Genomic DNA, 18035 nt, shown 5'->3' with positions numbered 1-18035 from the left:
AATCAGGCAAATGTCATAAAACAGCCCCGTGTTTACAAACTTTAAATCATCACAGGGCAGTGAAACCCGCGTATTTAATCAATATTACCCACGGGCTTCACTGCCCTGTGATGATGCAAACCACAGCTTGATGCATACCGGGCTGCATTTGCTGCCAAAAATAAGAATTAGCCACCGATTTCCAGCTCTACAGCATGCTCTGCATCATCGGTGTTATAACGCAGGTTCATTTTCTGATCCACAATACCCTGGCTCACCAAAAATTTTTCTACATTGATCGCCCGTGCTAAAGCCGAATCCTTGGCATTACCGATATCTCTTTTACTACAGTAGCCACGCAGAATAATAGACTTTGCATCTTTCAGCTGAGGGGCCAAGAGAGTCAGGATTTCTTCCTGCTGGGGCGTCAGCTTGGCCGACATTTTTTCAAATTTAAGCAGGTAAGGCTTGCCCACGGCAACAACGGGGACCTCTAATCCTTTTGACCATGATGTAGCAGCCACTACTGCAGGGGGTTGTGTCGGAGTATCCACGCACCCTGCCATTATCCCTGCTATGAATACAGCCGAGCAGGCTAAAGCAATTTTTGATTTGTTCATCATTAAACCCTTTATTTACAAACAATCTGCCAAATCACCGATAGGGCAGACTGGTAATATTTAAAACAGCAGACAATCACCGGATAGGAACAAGCGATTGAGGCTCAAAGTGCTTTACAACTGACAGGCAGAATTTGACCACATTTTGAGCCTGTTTTTATTTATTACAGCCCATTTTTTAAAAATATTTCTTTCCAAATGTCATATTGGCAGTAACTACCCCTTACCCATCTCAGGCATTGAGGAAATCAGCGCTGCACCACAGGATGTTTTATGCCCTTCCAAAGCCACTGGTTTACCATCGACCAGCCAGCTGGAATCCCCTTCAACAATCGGACAAACACCATGGCCAGGAATAGGACAGCTAACCTTATCACCGAGTAATGCAACCGCTTTACCGAATAAAATAGTTTTGGAAGCACCGCTAATTACAACACCACCATGACTGCTCTGATCACCAATCCGAATTACTTTTTTCATACTACCTGCTCCTGCGGCTTAATCAAGGCCACGCTGAAATGTTCTGTTTCACCCTGGCGGTCAAATTCTGTTAACACGGTAGGTGCAGTTAAACGAGCGCTATGCACAATGGCCATGGCGGTTTGAAAAACAGACCTTGCCGAGCCCACATCACCCCATTCACGCACAAAATTACTAGCGTCATCAATCGGGTTTAATGGCACTGCATATTGCTGCAGAGCTGACGAAACCGCTGCCAGACGTGTACCACCCACATCCACATCACCACTATTGTGAACCAGCCATAAAATACTTTCTGCCTGATCCTTCGCTTCGTCTTTATCATCGCTGCTAAAAGGGTAATCACGCAAACCTGCGTTCACCAGCGCATTGTCAAAAAGGGTATGGATTTGCCTTGTCATAGGAAGCAGCTGTTTTTCACCGATACTAGCTTGCTCCCCCAGGCGCAGCTCGGCCAGAACAGGAAGCTGGAGAAGCGAGTTCTGCCATTGCAAGGGCACATTCCCCCAGCGCTCGTCCCCATAATGCTGCTGTTTTTCCCAGTAGGGCGTGTATGCATCCTGAGCATCTTCTTGTGAACTAAGCGGCTCTGGCACAGGAAGATTATCACGCAGAAAAATCATCGCAGTGGCGGCATAACCTGGCGTACCTTGCCATTTATTGATTTCACGCTGCTCGGGGCTTTGCTCATCCCATTCATCTTCCGGTACGCTACGCCTTAAGAGCGGTGCATCAGCAGCATAAACGAGCACACCAGGCAAGCTGGTATCTTGCTGAAAAAGCTGCTGTACACGACTCATCAACATCCCTGACCCCGGAAAGAAACGCGGCTCGGGCCTGGGTGAATCTTCTTCGAAATTCTGGCTGGCAATCACTTGCAGCTGGGCCTGTTTCAGCATTTCCAGCTGCTCACGCCCTTCTAACTCCGGATTGGCTTCAAAATAATGAGGCAACCAGGCGGCCCCTGGTACAGCCGCGTAAACATCACTAAGCAGCTGCTGCAAAGTTAGCTGAACATGTTTGCCAGCTTCTATGTCCGTACTGATTTCATCCCGCTCTAGCGTAGTCCAGTACACGCCATCAGGGATTTCTTCCAGCCACGCCGGCCCATCCTTTACAGGTAAAGCCTGCACCCAGACGCCACGGCACAGCGATTTAATCTGCCGCTCTGCCAGCACCGCATAATGCTGCTGCCTGGCCGCCTCGCGCTGGGCCTGCCGATCTGCCTCGGCGGCCTCCTGGCCTGCAGCCTGCGCCTGCACGATGCGGGATTCTCGTATTCTTTGCCAGATACGCCACACCACACCAAGAATAACGGGCGGGGCCAGATGCGTAAGCAGCATGGCCGTTGGGCTCATTTTCTGAAAGCTGATAGGCAAACCCCACCACAGCAATAGCCACCAGCCAGCAAAGAGCCCGCCAAACAGCCCCAATGTTCCCAACATATTGAATTCCTTAAACAAAACGCAGCAAAGGGAAGGCCTGCTATAAGCGGCCTTCCCCTGCCCCGCGTGATGGCTACGTGATTGAAGGTAACGCTGATTAAACCATCATTTCCGAATGCTCTTATCAGGGGCTTCTGCACAAATGCCAGCCTTTGCCCCCGGAAAAACCATTTAAGGGCAAGCTCTGCACGAAAATAACTCAGCCAATCAGCATTTCCCTATAAAAATAACACCTCGAAATAAAATCACTTATTCCTTTAGAGCGCTTAAAGCCCATGGCTTATACCCGCCCTAGATTTAAGTCCGGAACTAGCTAATTTTTACTTTTACTTCATCATTTTTCAATGACAGCACAATCTTTTTCACCGGCTTACCTGCCGACATTCTGGCCAGCAAATCGGTAGAAATCTGTGCCAGCACCGTGCGGGTCAGAATTGCATCGGCATTACGCGCACCGCTATCCACATCCATGCAGCGGTTAGCAATCGAATCAATCAGCCCGGCCGGGTATTCCAGCACTGCACCGTGATTTTGCGCAATACGGCGGGCAATTTTTGCCAGCTTAAGCCCCACAATCTTACGCAATACCTCATCTGAAATCGGGAAATAAGGCACGACAGTTAAGCGGCCTAAAAATGCCGGCTTAAATGATTTTTGCAAGCTTGGGCGCAAAACTTCGATCAGATCATCGGCCGTTGGGTCACGCGTAACATCTTCAATCGTTACGCCATGCTCGCAGGCACGCATCACCAGATCAGTGCCCGTGTTGGATGTCAGCAAAATAATGGTGTTTTTGAAATCGACTTCACGCCCTTCGCTGTCTTCCAGCAGGCCTTTATCAAATACCTGGAAAAACAGCTCCATGACATCAGGGTGGGCTTTTTCAACTTCATCCAGCAACACCACCGAATAGGGCTTGCGGCGCACGGCTTCAGTGAGCACACCACCCTCGCCATAACCCACATAACCCGGAGGCGAGCCTTTAAGGCCCGATACACTATGCGCCTCCTGGTATTCTGACATATTAATCGTAATCAGATTACGCTCACCACCGTATAAAGACTCAGCCAGAGCCAGCGCAGTTTCAGTTTTACCTACACCAGAGGGGCCAACCAGCATAAACACGCCCTTAGGCTTGCTTGGATCATCCAGATTTGCCTTGGCAATCCGCACACGCTCTGCGATTTGCTCCATAGCATGATCCTGACCAATCACTCGCTCCGCAAGCAGGCCTGCCAGCTTTTGCACCTGCTCTAATTCATTACTTACCATGCGGCCCAGCGGAATACCCGTCCAGCCGGAAATCACATCGGCAATCACGCTTTCATCCACGCATTCATAAGCCAGCTGATGCTGCTTTTGCAGCTCGCGCAGCTCGGTACGCTTGGCTTGCAGCGGGCTGATTTTCTTACCCTTAGCTGGCTTTGCCTCGGCTGCTGCTGCTTTTAGCGCTTCAATTTCATTAATCACCTGCTGCTGCACCGCCCACGCGGCTTGCAACTGCTGTAAATCAACTTCCAAGATTTCACGCTGGCCAGTCAGCTCGGCAATTCTTTCACCATGGCCTTCTTCGATTTGCAGCGCTTTGATTTCACGCTCGATATTGGCGATCAGCACTTCCACATTTTCGATTGGTGCCGGACGGCCAGAGCGTGACAAAGCCACACGGGCACAGGCAGTATCCAGTACGCTGATCGCCTTATCCGGCAGCTGACGGCCCGTGATATAGCGACTGGACAGATGCACTGCGGCAACAACCGCCTCATTCATAATCACAACTTCGTGGTGCTTAGCCATGGCATCGGTTAAGCCACGCACCATCTGTACTGCAATTTCTGGTGCTGGCTCGTCAACTTTTACTACTTGAAAACGCCGCGCCAGTGCCGCATCTTTTTCAAAATATTTTTTATATTCGGCCCATGTAGTGGCCGCAATCGTGCGCAACTCACCACGCGCCAAAGCAGGCTTTAACAGATTAGCCGCATCATTTTGCCCGGCCGCGCCGCCTGCACCAATCAGCGTGTGCGCTTCATCAATAAACAGAATAATCGGCACAGGGCTGGCTTTAACTTCATCAATCACCTGGCGTAAGCGGTTTTCAAACTCGCCTTTTACCGAGGCTCCCGCTTGCAGCAGGCCCAGATCCAGAGTACGTAAAGTCACGCCGCTGAGCACCGGCGGCACTTCACCGCTCACAATTTTAAGTGCCAGCCCTTCTACCACAGCAGTTTTACCCACGCCCGGCTCGCCGGTCAAAATCGGGTTGTTCTGGCGGCGGCGCTGCAGAATATCGATCATCTGGCGGATTTCTGTCTCACGCCCCAGCACCGGATCAATTTTGCCCAGGCGTGCCTGCGCAGTTAAATCAATCGTATATTTATCCAGCCCCGGGCTGCCACGGCGTTTTTCCGGCTGATCCAGATTCATATCCGGCGCATCGCCAGTTGGCAGGTTTTCTGAATTGGTCGCTGCCTCATTACCATGCTGGCGCAAAGCTACATAGCCCTGTAAAGCACGCTTGCCATCCATTTTTGCCAGCGTATCCGAGCTACCCTGCAAAGTAGCGCGCAGAGCATCATCCTGCACTAGTGCCAGCAGCAAATCCAAGGTAGAAACCGAATCCTGCCCCAGCTCTGCACTAGCCAGCAGCCATGCTTTTTCTAACCACTTTGGCAGCCAGCTAGACAGCACCGGGTTACGCGTATTGCCTGTGCGAAAGCGGTCTAATGCTGCATCCAGCTCTTTTTCCAGCTGATCCAGGCTCAAACCCAGGGAGTGCAAAGCCGCCACCCCCGCATTATCGTCCTGAGCAAGGATAGCCAGCACAACGTGTTCAATTTCAATCTCAAAATGAGTACGCGACAAAGCACGGCTAGCCGCCTCCTCCACCGCACGGCGGGCTGTAGGGGTAAGACGGGAGATGAGAGCTTTAAGGGGGGTAGACATGGGATAGGTCCCGAAGGGTTATAAGGATCAGAAAATAATTAGCATAATAAATACACATACTGGAGAAAATAAGCAATAATTTAATCTATTTACCAAGCATTGACGGCCATCATTTATTTACACTTTTAAGGGATATTTTTTAACATTCACAACAATCATAATGCACAGCCAGAGCTTAAATCTACCCAATTACATATTTTGCTTTAACCATAAAGCATTCAGATGCTAAATTTATTATTGTGATCTGCACAAAATTACGAACCTTAATAGAGCCAGATAATTCAGATTGTAAAGTTGTTTAAAAAATTAATTTTTAACCATTTTCAAAAAAATCTATTGATATATAACACCGTCAAATTTCATCATGAAAATATTAAAAATATAATCATCCACCAGTTTTGCAATGGCACAGAAAAATTTATTTTTTTCCATCGACGGAAAAGTGATAGCTTTCTCTATTCACATTTCTCCTTGTGCACTTTTCAGCAAATTCAAGTTTGAATGGCTCGATAGAAATAATATTCTTTACTAAGTCATCAGATAAAATTTTAAATTACGCTGCTGGCGTTAAATATGAAATGGAAGATTTAAGCCTATAACTTTGCAGCTAAAAATCAATTGATCACTGGTAATCCCCCCTCCAAACAATCGTCGTTTTAAGTAGAATTTTCTCGTAATGAATTTGGTTTGCACGCAGCGACTTTTAAACTTTCGGTATTTAATATAGGTAAAACAAAAGCAGGATTTATCCCCTGCCTTTATTTAAATTATTAACTGTGTATTTTTAAAGATATTAAATCTTAATAATAAGCAAAGATAACAATAAACCGTGGTCTACCCCCCGATTTACTATTCATCACTTTATTCTTTTTTAGTTATTTTATTTCCACATTTGAATTCAGCAGTCATGACTGAAACACCGCTTTGAAAGCTACATGTATTTACTTTCCCTCTTAAGCGGCAGCCAAGCCGTTTTAATGGAGGATCAATTTCCGAGAATCGGTACTCAATTTTATTATCGAGTACCAAGATAAAATTTGCATCTACTGGTAAGCGTGTTGACTTAAGCTCTGCGAAATCGATTTCTAAAGTAGGCAAATATTCTGGCTTAGGCTGATAAAATTTTATATTATTTTTTTCAATAACTGATTTTTTTATCAATAAATTTGCTGTCACCCTTGTATATTTGTAATTCTGCCTGTTTTGGCAATTCGCCAATCCAATGATCGATCAATATAGCAGCAGGCATAGACTCGCATTCACTTGCATGGGCAGCAAATGTCATGCTCATAAAAATACCTACTACGATCTTAGTTGCATGCTTCAATATGGTCATAATAGTTACTCGTAAAAGAGAATTATCATTTGCGCCATTGACTATAAATTTTCTATTTACGCTATTAACATTATAAATAAGTAACTCAAAATTACTTGCTTACCATTGTTTAAATTCTTAACCGTTTAATTTTAAATATTTTTAGTCCTAACAAGTAGAGATCAACAATAAACTGTGGACTGTCCCCGGTTTAAGAAAAACATTAATTAAATAATAATTTATATCTATCCATTCAGACTGGCCCTTAATGTTGCTTTAAATATTTATAAACACTTAGAACAAAAGCATATAATTACCTTTTCTTTTTTTATAAAAAAATAAATCAATTACATACACACATTTTTATAGTACTTATGTCTAGCACGGCTATTTTCATCCGTATAATTAAAAATCAGCCCACCTTTATCATCAAAAGTAGCCTCCATGCCAACATACATAACCGCTCTTGTTAGATCAAATTTCATATTTGGATCTGTATACGATATTTTTAATCTAACTTTACGACTGTAAATATTTTCTATGCTCAACCCCTTTTCAGTGGCAAGCAATACACATTGCTTATTAGCTTCTATTGCCAAAACCTGCTGCAGCGGGTTACTAAGGCCATTTTTAACATGATAGTAATACTTAATATTACAATCACTACCACAGCTTAAAACAATCTGTGCCAATGACGGATTCAACCAACTTATTGCAGGATATCTTGCTTTAATTTTACTAAGCAACTTCACCTCAGTTGCATGATTATCTTTAACCCAAAAATCACATTTAAAATCCACACACTTATAATGCATACTATGCATACCATCGCTAGAAAACACAGAATCATTCTCAACATCAGCAAATACTTGCGGTGTAAAGAATAATAAAATACAAAACATATAATTTTTAAACATAAAATTCGCTAATTTAATAAAAAATAAAGAATTAAAAAGCTTCAACAATATAAATTAAATTCCATTTCCAGACTCAACACTCAACATATACATAGTAGCTTTCTTTTCTGCATCCTTTTCAAACGTGACAATTCTCCCCAACTTTGTGCTAGGATCAATTCCAATTGAGTATGTACATGTAGAATATGTAGGTGTTTCTCTCGGAAATTTACACTTCCCATATTTACCAACGACCTTCTCATTTACCATATCATATAAATCTAAGCTTGTTACCAAAATAAAATCATTAACCAACTTCTTCGGAGTCTCATCATTAATTCCGATCAAAAATCTAACCTTATCAATTTTGCATGCATACGCATAGGAGTAACCATTATGTGAAAATGGACGAAGCATCTTTACCTCCCCGCGCTTGCAAGCATCTTCCAACCGATTATCTATTCGACCTATTTTGTTTCCAAGTATATTTTTATAGTTAATAAAATACCCAATAAAGTCTTCTTTATTCAACATATCAGCACCACTATCACCAGCTACAGCCAATGAAGAAGAAAAAACAAACATTAATATTAAATTTTTAACCATTTTCTACAGAGTCCAATGAGTTAGTTGGGTTGGTTAAATCATCCGGTAATCCCCCCGTTTTTAAGCTCACTTAAAAGTAGAGGCTAGGCATGTAATACCAGTTTTTGTTTCGGGGTGATGCCGCCCAATCCCATATGCGGGCGCTCGTTATTGTAAGTCCAAAGCCATTGCGTTGCAGTTTCTTGCACTTCGGCAAGGCTTTCAAAGTTATCGCAAGCCAGCCATTCATAACGTACGGTGCGATTATAGCGCTCAATATATGCATTTTGCTGCGGATTGCCAGGCTGAATATAAGCCAATTCAATCGATTGTTGCTCTGCCCAATTCTTTAGCAGATGGCTAATATATTCAGGGCCATTATCGGACCTGATTCGCTTAGGCTTGCCGCGCCATTCAATGATTTGATTCAAGCTGCGTATTACACGCTCTGCCGGCAAAGAGAAATCAACTTCAATGCCTAATCCTTCCCGATTAAAATCATCAATCACATTGAATAAGCGAATACTACGTCCATCGGCTAATTGATCATGCATAAAATCCATCGACCACGTTTCATTTTTTGCCTCTGGCACTGCTAATGGCTCCGGCGTTTCGCGATCTAAACGTTTTTTAGGCTTAATTCGCAGATTTAATTCTAAATCGCAGTAAATTCTGTAGACCCGTTTATGATTCCAGTGCTTTTTCCTGACGTTGCGCAAATGCAAAAAGCAGAGGCCAAAGCCCCAGCTTCGATTCGTTTCAGTAAGCTGAATCAGCGAATCCGCAATTTTTGCGTTTTCCGCATCTAGTTTGCGAATATAGCGATAGCAAGTCGTGCTAATTGCAAAGCTAGCGCAAGCCGTACGAATAGAAACGGCCCTGGTTTCAACGGCCCAGTGAGCCATCTCGCGGCGCTGAGATGGCTTCACCACTTTTTTGACATGGCTTCCTTGATGATGTCCGCCTGCATTTGGGCTTCAATATACATCTTTTTAAGGCGCTTATTTTCATCCTCCAGCTCTTTCATTCGCGTCATCATCGAGACGTCCATACCGCCAAACTTAGCGCGCCACTTATAGAATGATGCGGCGCTCATGCCGTGTTCGCGGCAGAGATCGGGAACGGTCGAGCCGGCTTCGGCCTGCTTTAAAATCGCCATAATCTGGCAATATAAATTACCCACGGCTTTCATGTAGAAGCTCCTCAAAGACTGCGAGAAAATTCTACTTAAAAATGAGCTGGTTTTGTGGGGGGATTACCGATGAACTGATGCCCAAAGCCAGCACCTGCCGATGGGTAGGCCACGCGGATCCAGCAGGATGACTTGTCATCAAGGTTTGCGCCAAACTCAGGATGCTCAGCCGTACGCTGCCAATGTAGCTGAATTTTTATCCGGCCTTGCTCATCGGTGTGGACTTCTGATCCGGCAGGGCCGACGACGGTGGCGGTCTGTACGCCGCGGCTTTTGGGACTGCAGTGTTCTGCATAGGTAAAAACAAAAGCAAGGCTACTCTCTTGCCTTTGTTTAAATTTTTAACTGTGTATTTTTAAAGAGCTTAAATATTAATAAGTGAAGAACAACAATAAACTGTGGTCTGTCCCCGGTTTAAGTTTTCTCTCATCATTAAGATAATAAAAAAAACACTAAGCAATATATTTTTCCCTTGAGTGTTTTTAGAAACCTCAATTGAAACTTTATTTTCACCCTGGGAATCAACCCAACTATGAATTGTTGGCGCAGCCATACAATTCATACTAACAAGCAAGAAGCAAGAGGCCAAGCGCTATTGATGCAAAATAATTTTTAAAAATAATCGAGGAGACTCCTTTTTTGTCATTTATTCCATTGATTTAAAAGTCTTTATTTACGCCTTTAACATTATAAATAATTAACTGAAAGCCACTCGCTTACCATTGTTTAAATTTTTAACTGCATATTTTTAAATAGTTTTGCTCTTAATAAGTAAAGATCAAAAATAAACTATGGCCAACCCCAGTTTATGTATCCAGTTTACGGTTTAAAATGCCCCATTCCACTCTTTTCGACCAATCACATCAGGACGAATATTAAACAATTTTCTCATTTTCAAATTAGTACATAAATCAACAGAATCATATTCACTATATGCACGCCACCGGCCACCTTCCTGAACCTCTGATTTACAAGCAACAATCCGTAATGCATTCGCCTCAACGGGTTGCAGGGTAAAATTTATACGGATAGGCTCAGGTAATTTTTTCGCTTTCCCTCGTAGTTTTCCAAACAAATTAATATAATTTGGATAATATTGTGTAGCTTGTAAAGTCCATCCTCCATTTTCATTACATGCCGTGGAATTAGATGATTCCGCTCTTATCGACAAAGTCTCATATTGATCATCAAGCCCATTACCAATTGTTCTGCTAAAAATCAATTGATCACTTTTTTTAATTAAAGCAACAGAAAACCCTAAAGTTGTTGCAGCCCATTTTGGGTCTGATCTTTTCAAACTTCCAAGCACATTTGTATGATTACCGTCTTTTCCTATCACACTTGCATTGTTATCAGTTACATAAACACCATCAACAATTGGTCCACATGCGGCTTCAGCAAAAAAAGTAACTGACAATAGCAGAGCACTACATGCAACTAGATGGATTGTTTCATAATTAAATTTCATGGTTGTGGGATCTCTAAGTGGTAGGCAGGCTCGCCTTTTACTTCCCCCGGGATAATAAATTTCTCTAATAATCCTTGGGATTTCAAATTCACTAATTTAGTCTTCATCGCTTTATGCAAAGACTGTGGAATAGTGCGGGGAGAAATATCAATAACGTTTAATTTGTTATATTGAGCTTCAGAAACACAATGCTTGGAAACACGCTGACCTTTTTCACTTAAGCTAATTATCTCTGCCTCCATTGCAGCTAAAATCTCACCTTTTGACTTACCTGCAGCATTCAACCGGACATAAACATTAACGATCGCATCACCAGTAGCAGCATACATATCTTTTTGTGAAGCAACACCTTTTTGCTTAATATTGTCATACATAGTTATAGCTTGACGCTTAGGAACGCGTAATCCACTCGTATATTTAATTTTTGAATCCCAAGTTCATCTCCAATTTGTTGTAATAAACTCTTTGTATGTGCGGAGATCAGTTCAGGCTTTAGTACATCAGGGATGTATTTCAACTATTGCCTTACCATTTGTACGAATAACAGGGACAACCTTAGGTACAGGCTTTTCTTTCGATGTTTGCGTTTCTTTGGGCTGTGGCTTTGAGGTCGCTGGTTTTACAGTCCTCTTGAGCGCTGTAATTAGCCTGAATAATCCCCCCTTTAGGTTGTACTACATGGCTGCGAACATATTCAAGTGCATGCTCATCAGCATAATCAAGCCCTAACGCACAAAGTACATCTGCAATCAAACCTTGTTCTGGTTTTCGACTAACAGGACGTGCAGGCAAGACCACTTCCTGACCAACTAATACTTTATTAATGTCTTTCATACTATTTTCTTTCGCAATAGCTTGGTAATCCCCCACCAAACAATCGTCATTTTAAGTAGAATTTTCTCGTAATGAATTTGATTTGCACGCAGCGACTTTTAAATTTTCGGTATTTAATATAGGTAAAACAAAAGCAGGATTTATCTCCTGCCTTTGTTTAAATTATTAACTGTGTATTTTCAAAGAACTTAAATCTTAAAATAATAAGCAAAGATAACAATAAATCGTGGTCTACCCCCTGATTTACTATTCATCACTTTATTCTTTTTTAGTTATTTTATTTCCACATTTAAATTCGGCAGACAAGACTGGAGAACCACCTTGAAAACTACATGCATTTACTTTCCCTCTTAAGCGACAGCCAAGCCGTTTCAATGGAGGATCGATTTCCGAGAATCGGTACTCAATTTTATTGTCGAGTACTAGGATAAAGTTTGCATCTACTGGTAAGCGTGTTGACTTAAGCTCTGAGAAATCAATTTCCAAGGTTGGCGGATATTCTGGCTTATATTGATAATTTCTTATATTATTATTTTCAATTAATGAATTTTTTTTATCGATAAATTTACCATCATCCTTGTATATTTTCAATTCCGCTTTTTTTGGCAACTCTCCAATCCAACCGTAAATCATAACAAATGCGGGTATAGACTCGCATTCACTTGCATAGGTGGAAAATGACATAAACATAGACATGCCAACTATAAACTTAGTTATGTGCTTCAATGTGGCCATAATGGCTACTCGTAAAGGAGGAGAATAAAATACCAGCACTTGTTTTTATTGGGTTACTTGCGTTTGAGTCTGGAAAATTTTTATTAATTGAGTACCTAATTCCAGTGCTAGGATCATATGCCCAGCTAAATACTTTAAATTTCACTCGTTGATTTGTTGAATCTTTTACCATGCCGCCTTCGTAAACAATCCAGTGCGATTGAGCAATATCGCCTAGCTTGTAGCCCGGAGTGTCCAATAGCATATCCATATCGATCATCATTAAGATTTGCTTGCCCTCGCGATAGCTCTTGTCCATTTCATCCAGCTTGGGCAAATCTTTTGCTGGGTCACGGCTATTGCTAAGGAATGCGTTTTGAATAAGTGGTGTAGCCAAATCAACATCTACGGCTTTAGTTTGTTTATATCCGCCAATTTTTTTGACCAAGTCTTCCATCATTCCTGGCCAATTAATTGCAGCAAATTGGTCCCAGCTACCCGACTCCAATCCGTGATAGCCCAAATTACTCTCCGAGCTGCGAGTACCGGCAAGCACAATCCAATCCACTTCCCACATTCTCATCCGTTTGTACCCACCATGATTTGCGGGATCAATTTCATACATTTTGGCGGAGGGTTTTATTCGAAATCCATCTATAGTGCATTCATCCATTCGATGCTGATCTTGTGCAATCTTTTGATAGCGATCGGCGCTATTTTTAATAGTGACACAATAAAGTGCGGCCATACCGAGCAAGCTGCTACGACCCTGATCAATTCGCCATCATTAATTGGGGGCAGGTCTTTTGTTTTTATTCAAAATAAAAGACCTGCCCCCAAAGACTTATTTGAAATTTTAAATATGTATTTTTAAAGAAAGTCAATCTAATAAGTAGATATCAACAACAAACCGTGGTCTGTCCCCAGTTTCCCTCTCGATCTTAGTTGCGCAATTCAATCTACCTATACTATTTATCATTTTTTCATTATTTGCTTACCGCATTTAAATTTCGCAGCCATGACAGGGGAGTTTCTTTGAAAACTACAATCATTTACTTTTCCGCTTATGGGGCAACCGAGTCGCTTTATTGGTGGCTCGATTTCCGAGAATCGATACTCATCTTTATTATCGATAACCAATATAAAGTCAGAATTTATTGGTAAACGAGTTGATTTTAGCTCTGAGAAATCAATTTCTAAGGTCGGTAAATATTCAGGCTTAGGTTGATAAAATCTTATATTGTTCTTTTCAATAGTCGACTTTGTTTTATCAAAAAATTTACTGTCGCCCTTGTATATTTTCAATTCCGCTTGTTTGGGCAATTCACCAATCCACTCATGTATCAAGATAAGTGTAGGTATGGACTCGCATTCGCTTGCATTAGCCGAAAATGTCATTAACATAAAAACACCCACTGCGATCTTAGTTATGTGCTTCAATGTGGCCATAATGGTTACTCGTAAAGGAGGAGAATAAAATACCGCCACTTGTTTTTATTGGGCAACTTGCCTTTGAATCTGGCAGAACTTGATTAATTTGGTACTTAACTCCAGATCCAGGATCGAATGCCCAGCTAAATACTTTAAATTTCACGCTTTGCTTGATTGAATCCTTTACCATACCACCTTCATAAACAATCCAGTGTGATTGAGCAATATCCCCTAGTTTGTAGCCAAGAGTGTCAGACAGCATATCCGCATCTATCATCATTAATACTTGCTTGCCCTCGCGATAGCTCTTGTCTATTTCATCCAGCTTGGGTAAATCTTTTGCAGGATCACGGCTATTACTAAGGAATGCGTTTTGAGTAAGTGGTGTGAGCAAATCTACATCCACGGCTTTAGTTTGTTTGTATCCACCAATTTTTTTGACCAAGTCTTCCATCATTCCAGGCCAATTAATAGCGGCAAATTGATCCCAGTTACCCGACTCCAACCCGTGATAGCCCAAATTACTCTCAGAGCTGCGCGTTCCGGCGAGCACAATCCAATCCACTTCCCACATATTCATTCGTTTGTACCCACCATGATTAGCGGGATCAATTTCATACATTTTAGCTGAGGGCTTTATTCGAAAACCATCTATGGTGCATTCACCCATTCGATGCAAGTCTTGAGCAATCTTTTGATAGCGATCGGCACTATTTTTAATAGTGACATAAAAAAGTGCCGCCATACCGCACAGGCTGCTACGACCCTGATCAATTCGCCATGGCTCGCTTTTTCGTTCCTGAATCTGTTGATCGATTCTTTTTTTATCAACCCAGTAAAAACGATGGTGAACCAGCTGTTTTAATTCGATAAATTTTTCAGGAGCATCGGTATACGCCTGAATTGAAAGCTCGCAACCGCAATAATCAATGTCATCAATCTCTAAGCCAATTCGCGCCCCTTGTTGTTTAAGTTCAAGGCGAATTTTTTTGCCTGGCAAAGAGGGAGAAATATACTCAATAGCCCATTTATAATTTTCGTTATTCGGTAGTTTTTCGCCATTAAACAGGCATACCTCAATATTATATCGATGATCATATAGCATAGCCGTTGATGTGCTACTACCTGACCCATCGTTGCCTGACCCTTTATCAAGCTCAGTCAGAAGTTGAATTTTCTTGGGCATGCAAATGGGCTTAATATTATCCTTACCATTGGCAGCGCCAAGAAAATCTGTTTGTTTGCATTCCAGATCCGCATTATTCGGCGTTGTCATTACTAATCCTCTGACTTTTTTCTTTTTTCGCAGGCGTTGCTACCACTTCAATTTGAATGCGTTCAGAGGTATCAGGGTTTTTAATCATATGAGTAAACCCATTGCCATCTGTTTTACCGAATTCCACTTCGCCTGTAGCACGCGTGATTTTAAATCGCTGATTAGCGAGTGGTTGTCCCGATTCTTCATCTTTGATTTGATATTTCCGCTCAAACTTGCTCACGGGCATTTCATTATAATTTTTTGCCAAGCTAGTAGGCCCACTCAACTCATGACTCGCCCCCTTAATACTCACTTCCCCAGGGCAGTGAATCTCGATATTGCCGCCCTTTAGCCGGATATAACCACCGCCGGAGGTGAAGAGCACTTCGTCGCCTGCGGCGATTTCTACTTTTTCTTTACAGGCTGTGATTTTTACATTTTTGTCTGCGGTAATTTCCACATCGTCACTCTGCGCCTGCAGCTGGATTTTGCCTTTGGCTGCGATTAGTTTGAGCGCGATTTTGCCTTTTACCCCGGCTACAAACAGGCTGATGTGCTCGCCCACGTTATGTATCCAGCGGCGGCCGGAGGTCTGGTTGCTGTCTCTTTGCGCGACCAGATCGAGGTTGGTGCCTGCAGCAATCGTCTGGCTTTGCGGGCTGGTGATGGCGACGCCATCCTCACCGTGCAGCAGGATGATTTTTTGCTGCCCTGCCTGCTCTTTGGATTTGGTTTTGCCATCTTGATCGGTATTGCTGCCTGCCTCGAAGCTTTTGCTGGCGTGCACGTGGTGGTGCAGATGGCCGGTGGTGGCTTTGCTGCCGGGGCTGTTGTCGGGCTTGATGGTTTGTTCATCGTCGCCGGTTTCAATCGTATCGGCAAGTTGGTTGGTCGCTGTTTCACCCAGGCTTTGGGCCAGTGCCAGTGCGGACTCCAGCTGGCTTTGGGCGGGGCTGCGATCGAGCTGTTTGCCGCTGGCGCCGCTTTTGGCTTCGGTGCTGATGAGTAAGCCATTGGCGCGAATGGCACCTTGTTTGTCGGTGCGTAATTCAAAGCCTTCGCCGCGTGGCTCACCCTTGCCGTCAGTTCTTGGGTGAATTAAGTAACCAAGGTTAAGCTGGGTTTTGCCGTGCTCGCTGGATAATTTAGTACGAACTTCGCCCTTGGTATCATCAAACAGCAGCTCGCCATACTGGCCGCCCTCATGCTCTTTGGTTTTGATACCAGATAACGTTTTATTGGCAGGCAGCGCGCCTGCGCCGCTGAATGTTGGCACAGGATGGCTGCCGTTATGGACCACGCCGGTGACAATCGGGCGGTCGATATCGCCTTCGATAAAATCAACTAACACTTCCTGACCGATGCGCGGGATGAACTGATGCCCAAAGCCAGCACCTGCCGATGGGTAGGCGACGCGGATCCAGCAGGATGACTTATCATCAAGGTTTGCGCCAAACTCTGGGTGTTCTGCAGCACGCTGCCAGTGGAATTCTATTTTTATGCGCCCTTGCTCATCGGTGTGCACCTCTGATCCGGCAGGCCCAACCACGGTGGCGGTTTGCACGCCAAAGCTTTTAGGTTTGCTCAGCGCTTTATGGGCAAAAGCGGGCACGATCGGCTGGCCACGCCTTTGGGCGGTAAAATTAGCTTGATAAGGGAGGGTATTTGCGGCTAAAGCCGCTCCTACGAGTAAGCCGGGCGCGACTAAGCTAAGTTGCTGGGTGAGATCCGCTGGGAGGTTATTGTTTGCGGTGAATTTCAGCTCAGTGATAGCAAATTCACGCTGCTCGGCGCTATCCCATTCATGCGCGGGATGATCTTCCAGGCGGAACCACTGCCCGGCTTGCAGGCTGCGTAAAGTACCAGAGCCGCTAAAGGATTTCTTTTGCGCGTCCATTGCCTGCTGACGCAAGCTAGCATAGTGGCTTAGGCCTTCCGCGTCGCTGGCGTAATACAGCGATTGCGGGTCATAATCTTCGAAACTTACCTGCAGCTGCTGGCCGCCATCACCCTGATCGATGCTACTTTCATCAAAACTTTCGTTGGTTCTGGTAGCTTTGTAATCAAAGCTGGCCAAAGACACGCTGCTGCTGCCGATTTGCCGCTGACTCTGCCATTCAGTCAGACTATCGCTCTCTTCCGTGGCGTCGGCTCTGTGAAATCTAACAAATGGATCTGTCGCTTCTGCAATTGCAAAAGCATCATCAAACACAAGCAACTGAACCTGAGGGCTATCGCCCGGAAAATGATTAAATAACCAGGCTAAGCCTTCCTCTGCTAATAATCGTGTCAGAAAATCGAAATCGGATTCGCGGTATTGTAAGCAATAGGATCGCGGTGAATGCGTGCCGGAGAGCTTGAAATCCAGCGTTTGCACCGATGCAAACACCGGATTTTTGTCCTGATGCTCAGCCAGTACCTGCTTCACAATATCGGGGACGGATAAATCCTGGAACACGCGGGAAGTGCGGCGGTATCTAAGCAAAGCAAAAGGCGGTTCTACTGTCAGCGCGTACTTTGCGAAGCCGCCATCCGAGCCCAGTAATTGCGCTTGGGAGACAACCCCACAGCGCTCAACCGCCTCACCATTCGCATTTTCAATAGATAAAACGACTGGCAAACCCAGTAGCGATTTAAGCTCTAAAGCACTATCGGGGGAAAGGCAATCAATCAGGTATTGATAAGCCTGATTGATCCCCTCCCTGCCATCCACCCGCTGTGGTAAAAGCTGCTCCCCCCAGGCTGCACCATCTCCTAATTGTAGGGAGATCAACCGCTGATCTTGATTAAATGCAGCCGCAAAACTGCCCAGTAATTGTGATAAAGGCATGGGGAAAATCATTAGCAATCCAGGTAAAGCGGATAAATAACA

General features: G+C 43.8%; 17 protein-coding genes and 1 pseudogene. All 18 read right to left on the bottom strand.

All coding sequences use genetic code 11. From position 1 onward, the window contains the following. Nucleotides 1–167: 167 nt before the first annotated feature. Nucleotides 168–533: an OmpA family protein gene (locus tag EJO50_RS01910; protein WP_164521405.1), complete on the bottom strand. Its 366-nt coding sequence runs from the start codon at nt 531–533 to the stop codon at nt 168–170. Between the two features lie 282 nt (nt 534–815). Further along, on the bottom strand, nt 816–1079 hold the full coding sequence (locus tag EJO50_RS01905) for a PAAR domain-containing protein (RefSeq protein WP_125971324.1): 264 nt from the start codon (nt 1077–1079) through the stop codon (nt 816–818). Next, the gene (locus tag EJO50_RS01900; protein ID WP_125971323.1) at nt 1076–2524 is read right to left on the bottom strand and encodes a hypothetical protein; all 1449 of its coding nucleotides are present in this window, start codon (nt 2522–2524) and stop codon (nt 1076–1078) included. Before EJO50_RS01900 ends, EJO50_RS01905 begins: the two co-directional genes overlap by 4 nt. 309 nt (nt 2525–2833) lie before the next feature. Further along, nucleotides 2834–5470: a type VI secretion system ATPase TssH gene (tssH, locus tag EJO50_RS01895; protein ID WP_125971322.1), complete on the bottom strand. Its 2637-nt coding sequence runs from the start codon at nt 5468–5470 to the stop codon at nt 2834–2836. Between the two features lie 861 nt (nt 5471–6331). Next, the gene (locus EJO50_RS01890; protein WP_125971321.1) at nt 6332–6631 is read right to left on the bottom strand and encodes a hypothetical protein; all 300 of its coding nucleotides are present in this window, start codon (nt 6629–6631) and stop codon (nt 6332–6334) included. Beyond that, nucleotides 6609–6761: a hypothetical protein gene (locus tag EJO50_RS17090; RefSeq protein ID WP_164521404.1), complete on the bottom strand. Its 153-nt coding sequence runs from the start codon at nt 6759–6761 to the stop codon at nt 6609–6611. The genes EJO50_RS01890 and EJO50_RS17090 overlap by 23 nt, the downstream gene beginning before the upstream one ends. 371 nt (nt 6762–7132) lie before the next feature. Continuing rightward, entirely contained in the window at nt 7133–7702 is a 570-nt protein-coding gene (locus tag EJO50_RS01885) for a hypothetical protein (RefSeq protein ID WP_164521403.1), read from the bottom strand. 54 nt (nt 7703–7756) lie between these two features. Beyond that, a complete protein-coding gene (locus EJO50_RS01880; protein ID WP_125971319.1) occupies nt 7757–8287 on the bottom strand; it encodes a hypothetical protein in 531 nt (176 codons plus the stop codon). Nucleotides 8288–8370: 83 nt separating this feature from the next. Next, a protein-coding gene (locus EJO50_RS01875; RefSeq protein WP_125971318.1) for an IS3 family transposase occupies nt 8371–9458 on the bottom strand; the annotation gives its coding sequence in 2 pieces (ribosomal slippage) (nt 8371–9206 and nt 9206–9458; 1089 coding nt in all). Between the two features lie 68 nt (nt 9459–9526). Next, nucleotides 9527–9748 (bottom strand): annotated as a pseudogene (locus tag EJO50_RS17675) (hypothetical protein); the annotation flags it as partial. A 536-nt stretch (nt 9749–10284) separates the two neighbouring features. Beyond that, on the bottom strand, nt 10285–10926 hold the full coding sequence (locus EJO50_RS01865) for a hypothetical protein (protein WP_125971317.1): 642 nt from the start codon (nt 10924–10926) through the stop codon (nt 10285–10287). Continuing rightward, nucleotides 10923–11300 carry a hypothetical protein gene (locus EJO50_RS01860; RefSeq protein ID WP_125971316.1) on the bottom strand — a complete coding sequence of 126 codons (378 nt, stop codon included), beginning with the start codon at nt 11298–11300 and terminating at the stop codon, nt 10923–10925. Before EJO50_RS01860 ends, EJO50_RS01865 begins: the two co-directional genes overlap by 4 nt. A 181-nt stretch (nt 11301–11481) precedes the next feature. Continuing rightward, nucleotides 11482–11760 carry a hypothetical protein gene (locus tag EJO50_RS01855; protein ID WP_125971315.1) on the bottom strand — a complete coding sequence of 93 codons (279 nt, stop codon included), beginning with the start codon at nt 11758–11760 and terminating at the stop codon, nt 11482–11484. Nucleotides 11761–12018: 258 nt separating this feature from the next. Further along, the gene (locus EJO50_RS01850; protein WP_125971314.1) at nt 12019–12450 is read right to left on the bottom strand and encodes a hypothetical protein; all 432 of its coding nucleotides are present in this window, start codon (nt 12448–12450) and stop codon (nt 12019–12021) included. A 19-nt stretch (nt 12451–12469) separates the two neighbouring features. After that, nucleotides 12470–13222, bottom strand: coding sequence for a hypothetical protein (locus tag EJO50_RS01845; protein ID WP_125971313.1), 753 nt, complete (start codon nt 13220–13222; stop codon nt 12470–12472). A gap of 227 nt (nt 13223–13449) precedes the next feature. After that, on the bottom strand, nt 13450–13878 hold the full coding sequence (locus EJO50_RS01840) for a hypothetical protein (protein WP_125971312.1): 429 nt from the start codon (nt 13876–13878) through the stop codon (nt 13450–13452). Nucleotides 13879–13897: 19 nt separating this feature from the next. Beyond that, on the bottom strand, nt 13898–15181 hold the full coding sequence (locus EJO50_RS01835) for a hypothetical protein (protein ID WP_125971311.1): 1284 nt from the start codon (nt 15179–15181) through the stop codon (nt 13898–13900). Next, nucleotides 15165–17993, bottom strand: coding sequence for a type VI secretion system Vgr family protein (locus EJO50_RS01830; RefSeq protein ID WP_125976220.1), 2829 nt, complete (start codon nt 17991–17993; stop codon nt 15165–15167). The genes EJO50_RS01835 and EJO50_RS01830 overlap by 17 nt, the downstream gene beginning before the upstream one ends. Nucleotides 17994–18035: the final 42 nt, after the last annotated feature.

The organism is Iodobacter ciconiae, from assembly GCF_003952345.1.
GTDB lineage: Bacteria > Pseudomonadota > Gammaproteobacteria > Burkholderiales > Chitinibacteraceae > Iodobacter > Iodobacter ciconiae.
The sequence above is the reverse complement of the archived record's forward strand: the minus strand, read 5'-3'. Positions and strand labels throughout refer to the sequence as shown.

What these genes read in the sequence shown, in the direction of transcription:
- EJO50_RS01865 (WP_125971317.1), bottom strand. Translation starts at nt 10,926, where the DNA reads ATGAAATTTAATTATGAAACAATCCATCTAGTTGCATGTAGTGCTCTG.
- EJO50_RS01860 (WP_125971316.1), bottom strand. Translation starts at nt 11,300, where the DNA reads ATGTATGACAATATTAAGCAAAAAGGTGTTGCTTCACAAAAAGATATG.
- EJO50_RS01900 (WP_125971323.1), bottom strand. Translation starts at nt 2,524, where the DNA reads ATGTTGGGAACATTGGGGCTGTTTGGCGGGCTCTTTGCTGGCTGGTGG.
- EJO50_RS17090 (WP_164521404.1), bottom strand. Translation starts at nt 6,761, where the DNA reads ATGAGCATGACATTTGCTGCCCATGCAAGTGAATGCGAGTCTATGCCT.
- tssH (WP_125971322.1), bottom strand. Translation starts at nt 5,470, where the DNA reads ATGTCTACCCCCCTTAAAGCTCTCATCTCCCGTCTTACCCCTACAGCC.
- EJO50_RS01855 (WP_125971315.1), bottom strand. Translation starts at nt 11,760, where the DNA reads ATGAAAGACATTAATAAAGTATTAGTTGGTCAGGAAGTGGTCTTGCCT.
- EJO50_RS01840 (WP_125971312.1), bottom strand. Translation starts at nt 13,878, where the DNA reads ATGTTAATGACATTTTCGGCTAATGCAAGCGAATGCGAGTCCATACCT.
- EJO50_RS01830 (WP_125976220.1), bottom strand. Translation starts at nt 17,993, where the DNA reads ATGCCTTTATCACAATTACTGGGCAGTTTTGCGGCTGCATTTAATCAA.
- EJO50_RS01880 (WP_125971319.1), bottom strand. Translation starts at nt 8,287, where the DNA reads ATGGTTAAAAATTTAATATTAATGTTTGTTTTTTCTTCTTCATTGGCT.
- EJO50_RS01885 (WP_164521403.1), bottom strand. Translation starts at nt 7,702, where the DNA reads ATGTTTAAAAATTATATGTTTTGTATTTTATTATTCTTTACACCGCAA.
- EJO50_RS01905 (WP_125971324.1), bottom strand. Translation starts at nt 1,079, where the DNA reads ATGAAAAAAGTAATTCGGATTGGTGATCAGAGCAGTCATGGTGGTGTT.
- EJO50_RS01835 (WP_125971311.1), bottom strand. Translation starts at nt 15,181, where the DNA reads ATGACAACGCCGAATAATGCGGATCTGGAATGCAAACAAACAGATTTT.
- EJO50_RS01845 (WP_125971313.1), bottom strand. Translation starts at nt 13,222, where the DNA reads ATGGCCGCACTTTATTGTGTCACTATTAAAAATAGCGCCGATCGCTAT.
- EJO50_RS01850 (WP_125971314.1), bottom strand. Translation starts at nt 12,450, where the DNA reads ATGTTTATGTCATTTTCCACCTATGCAAGTGAATGCGAGTCTATACCC.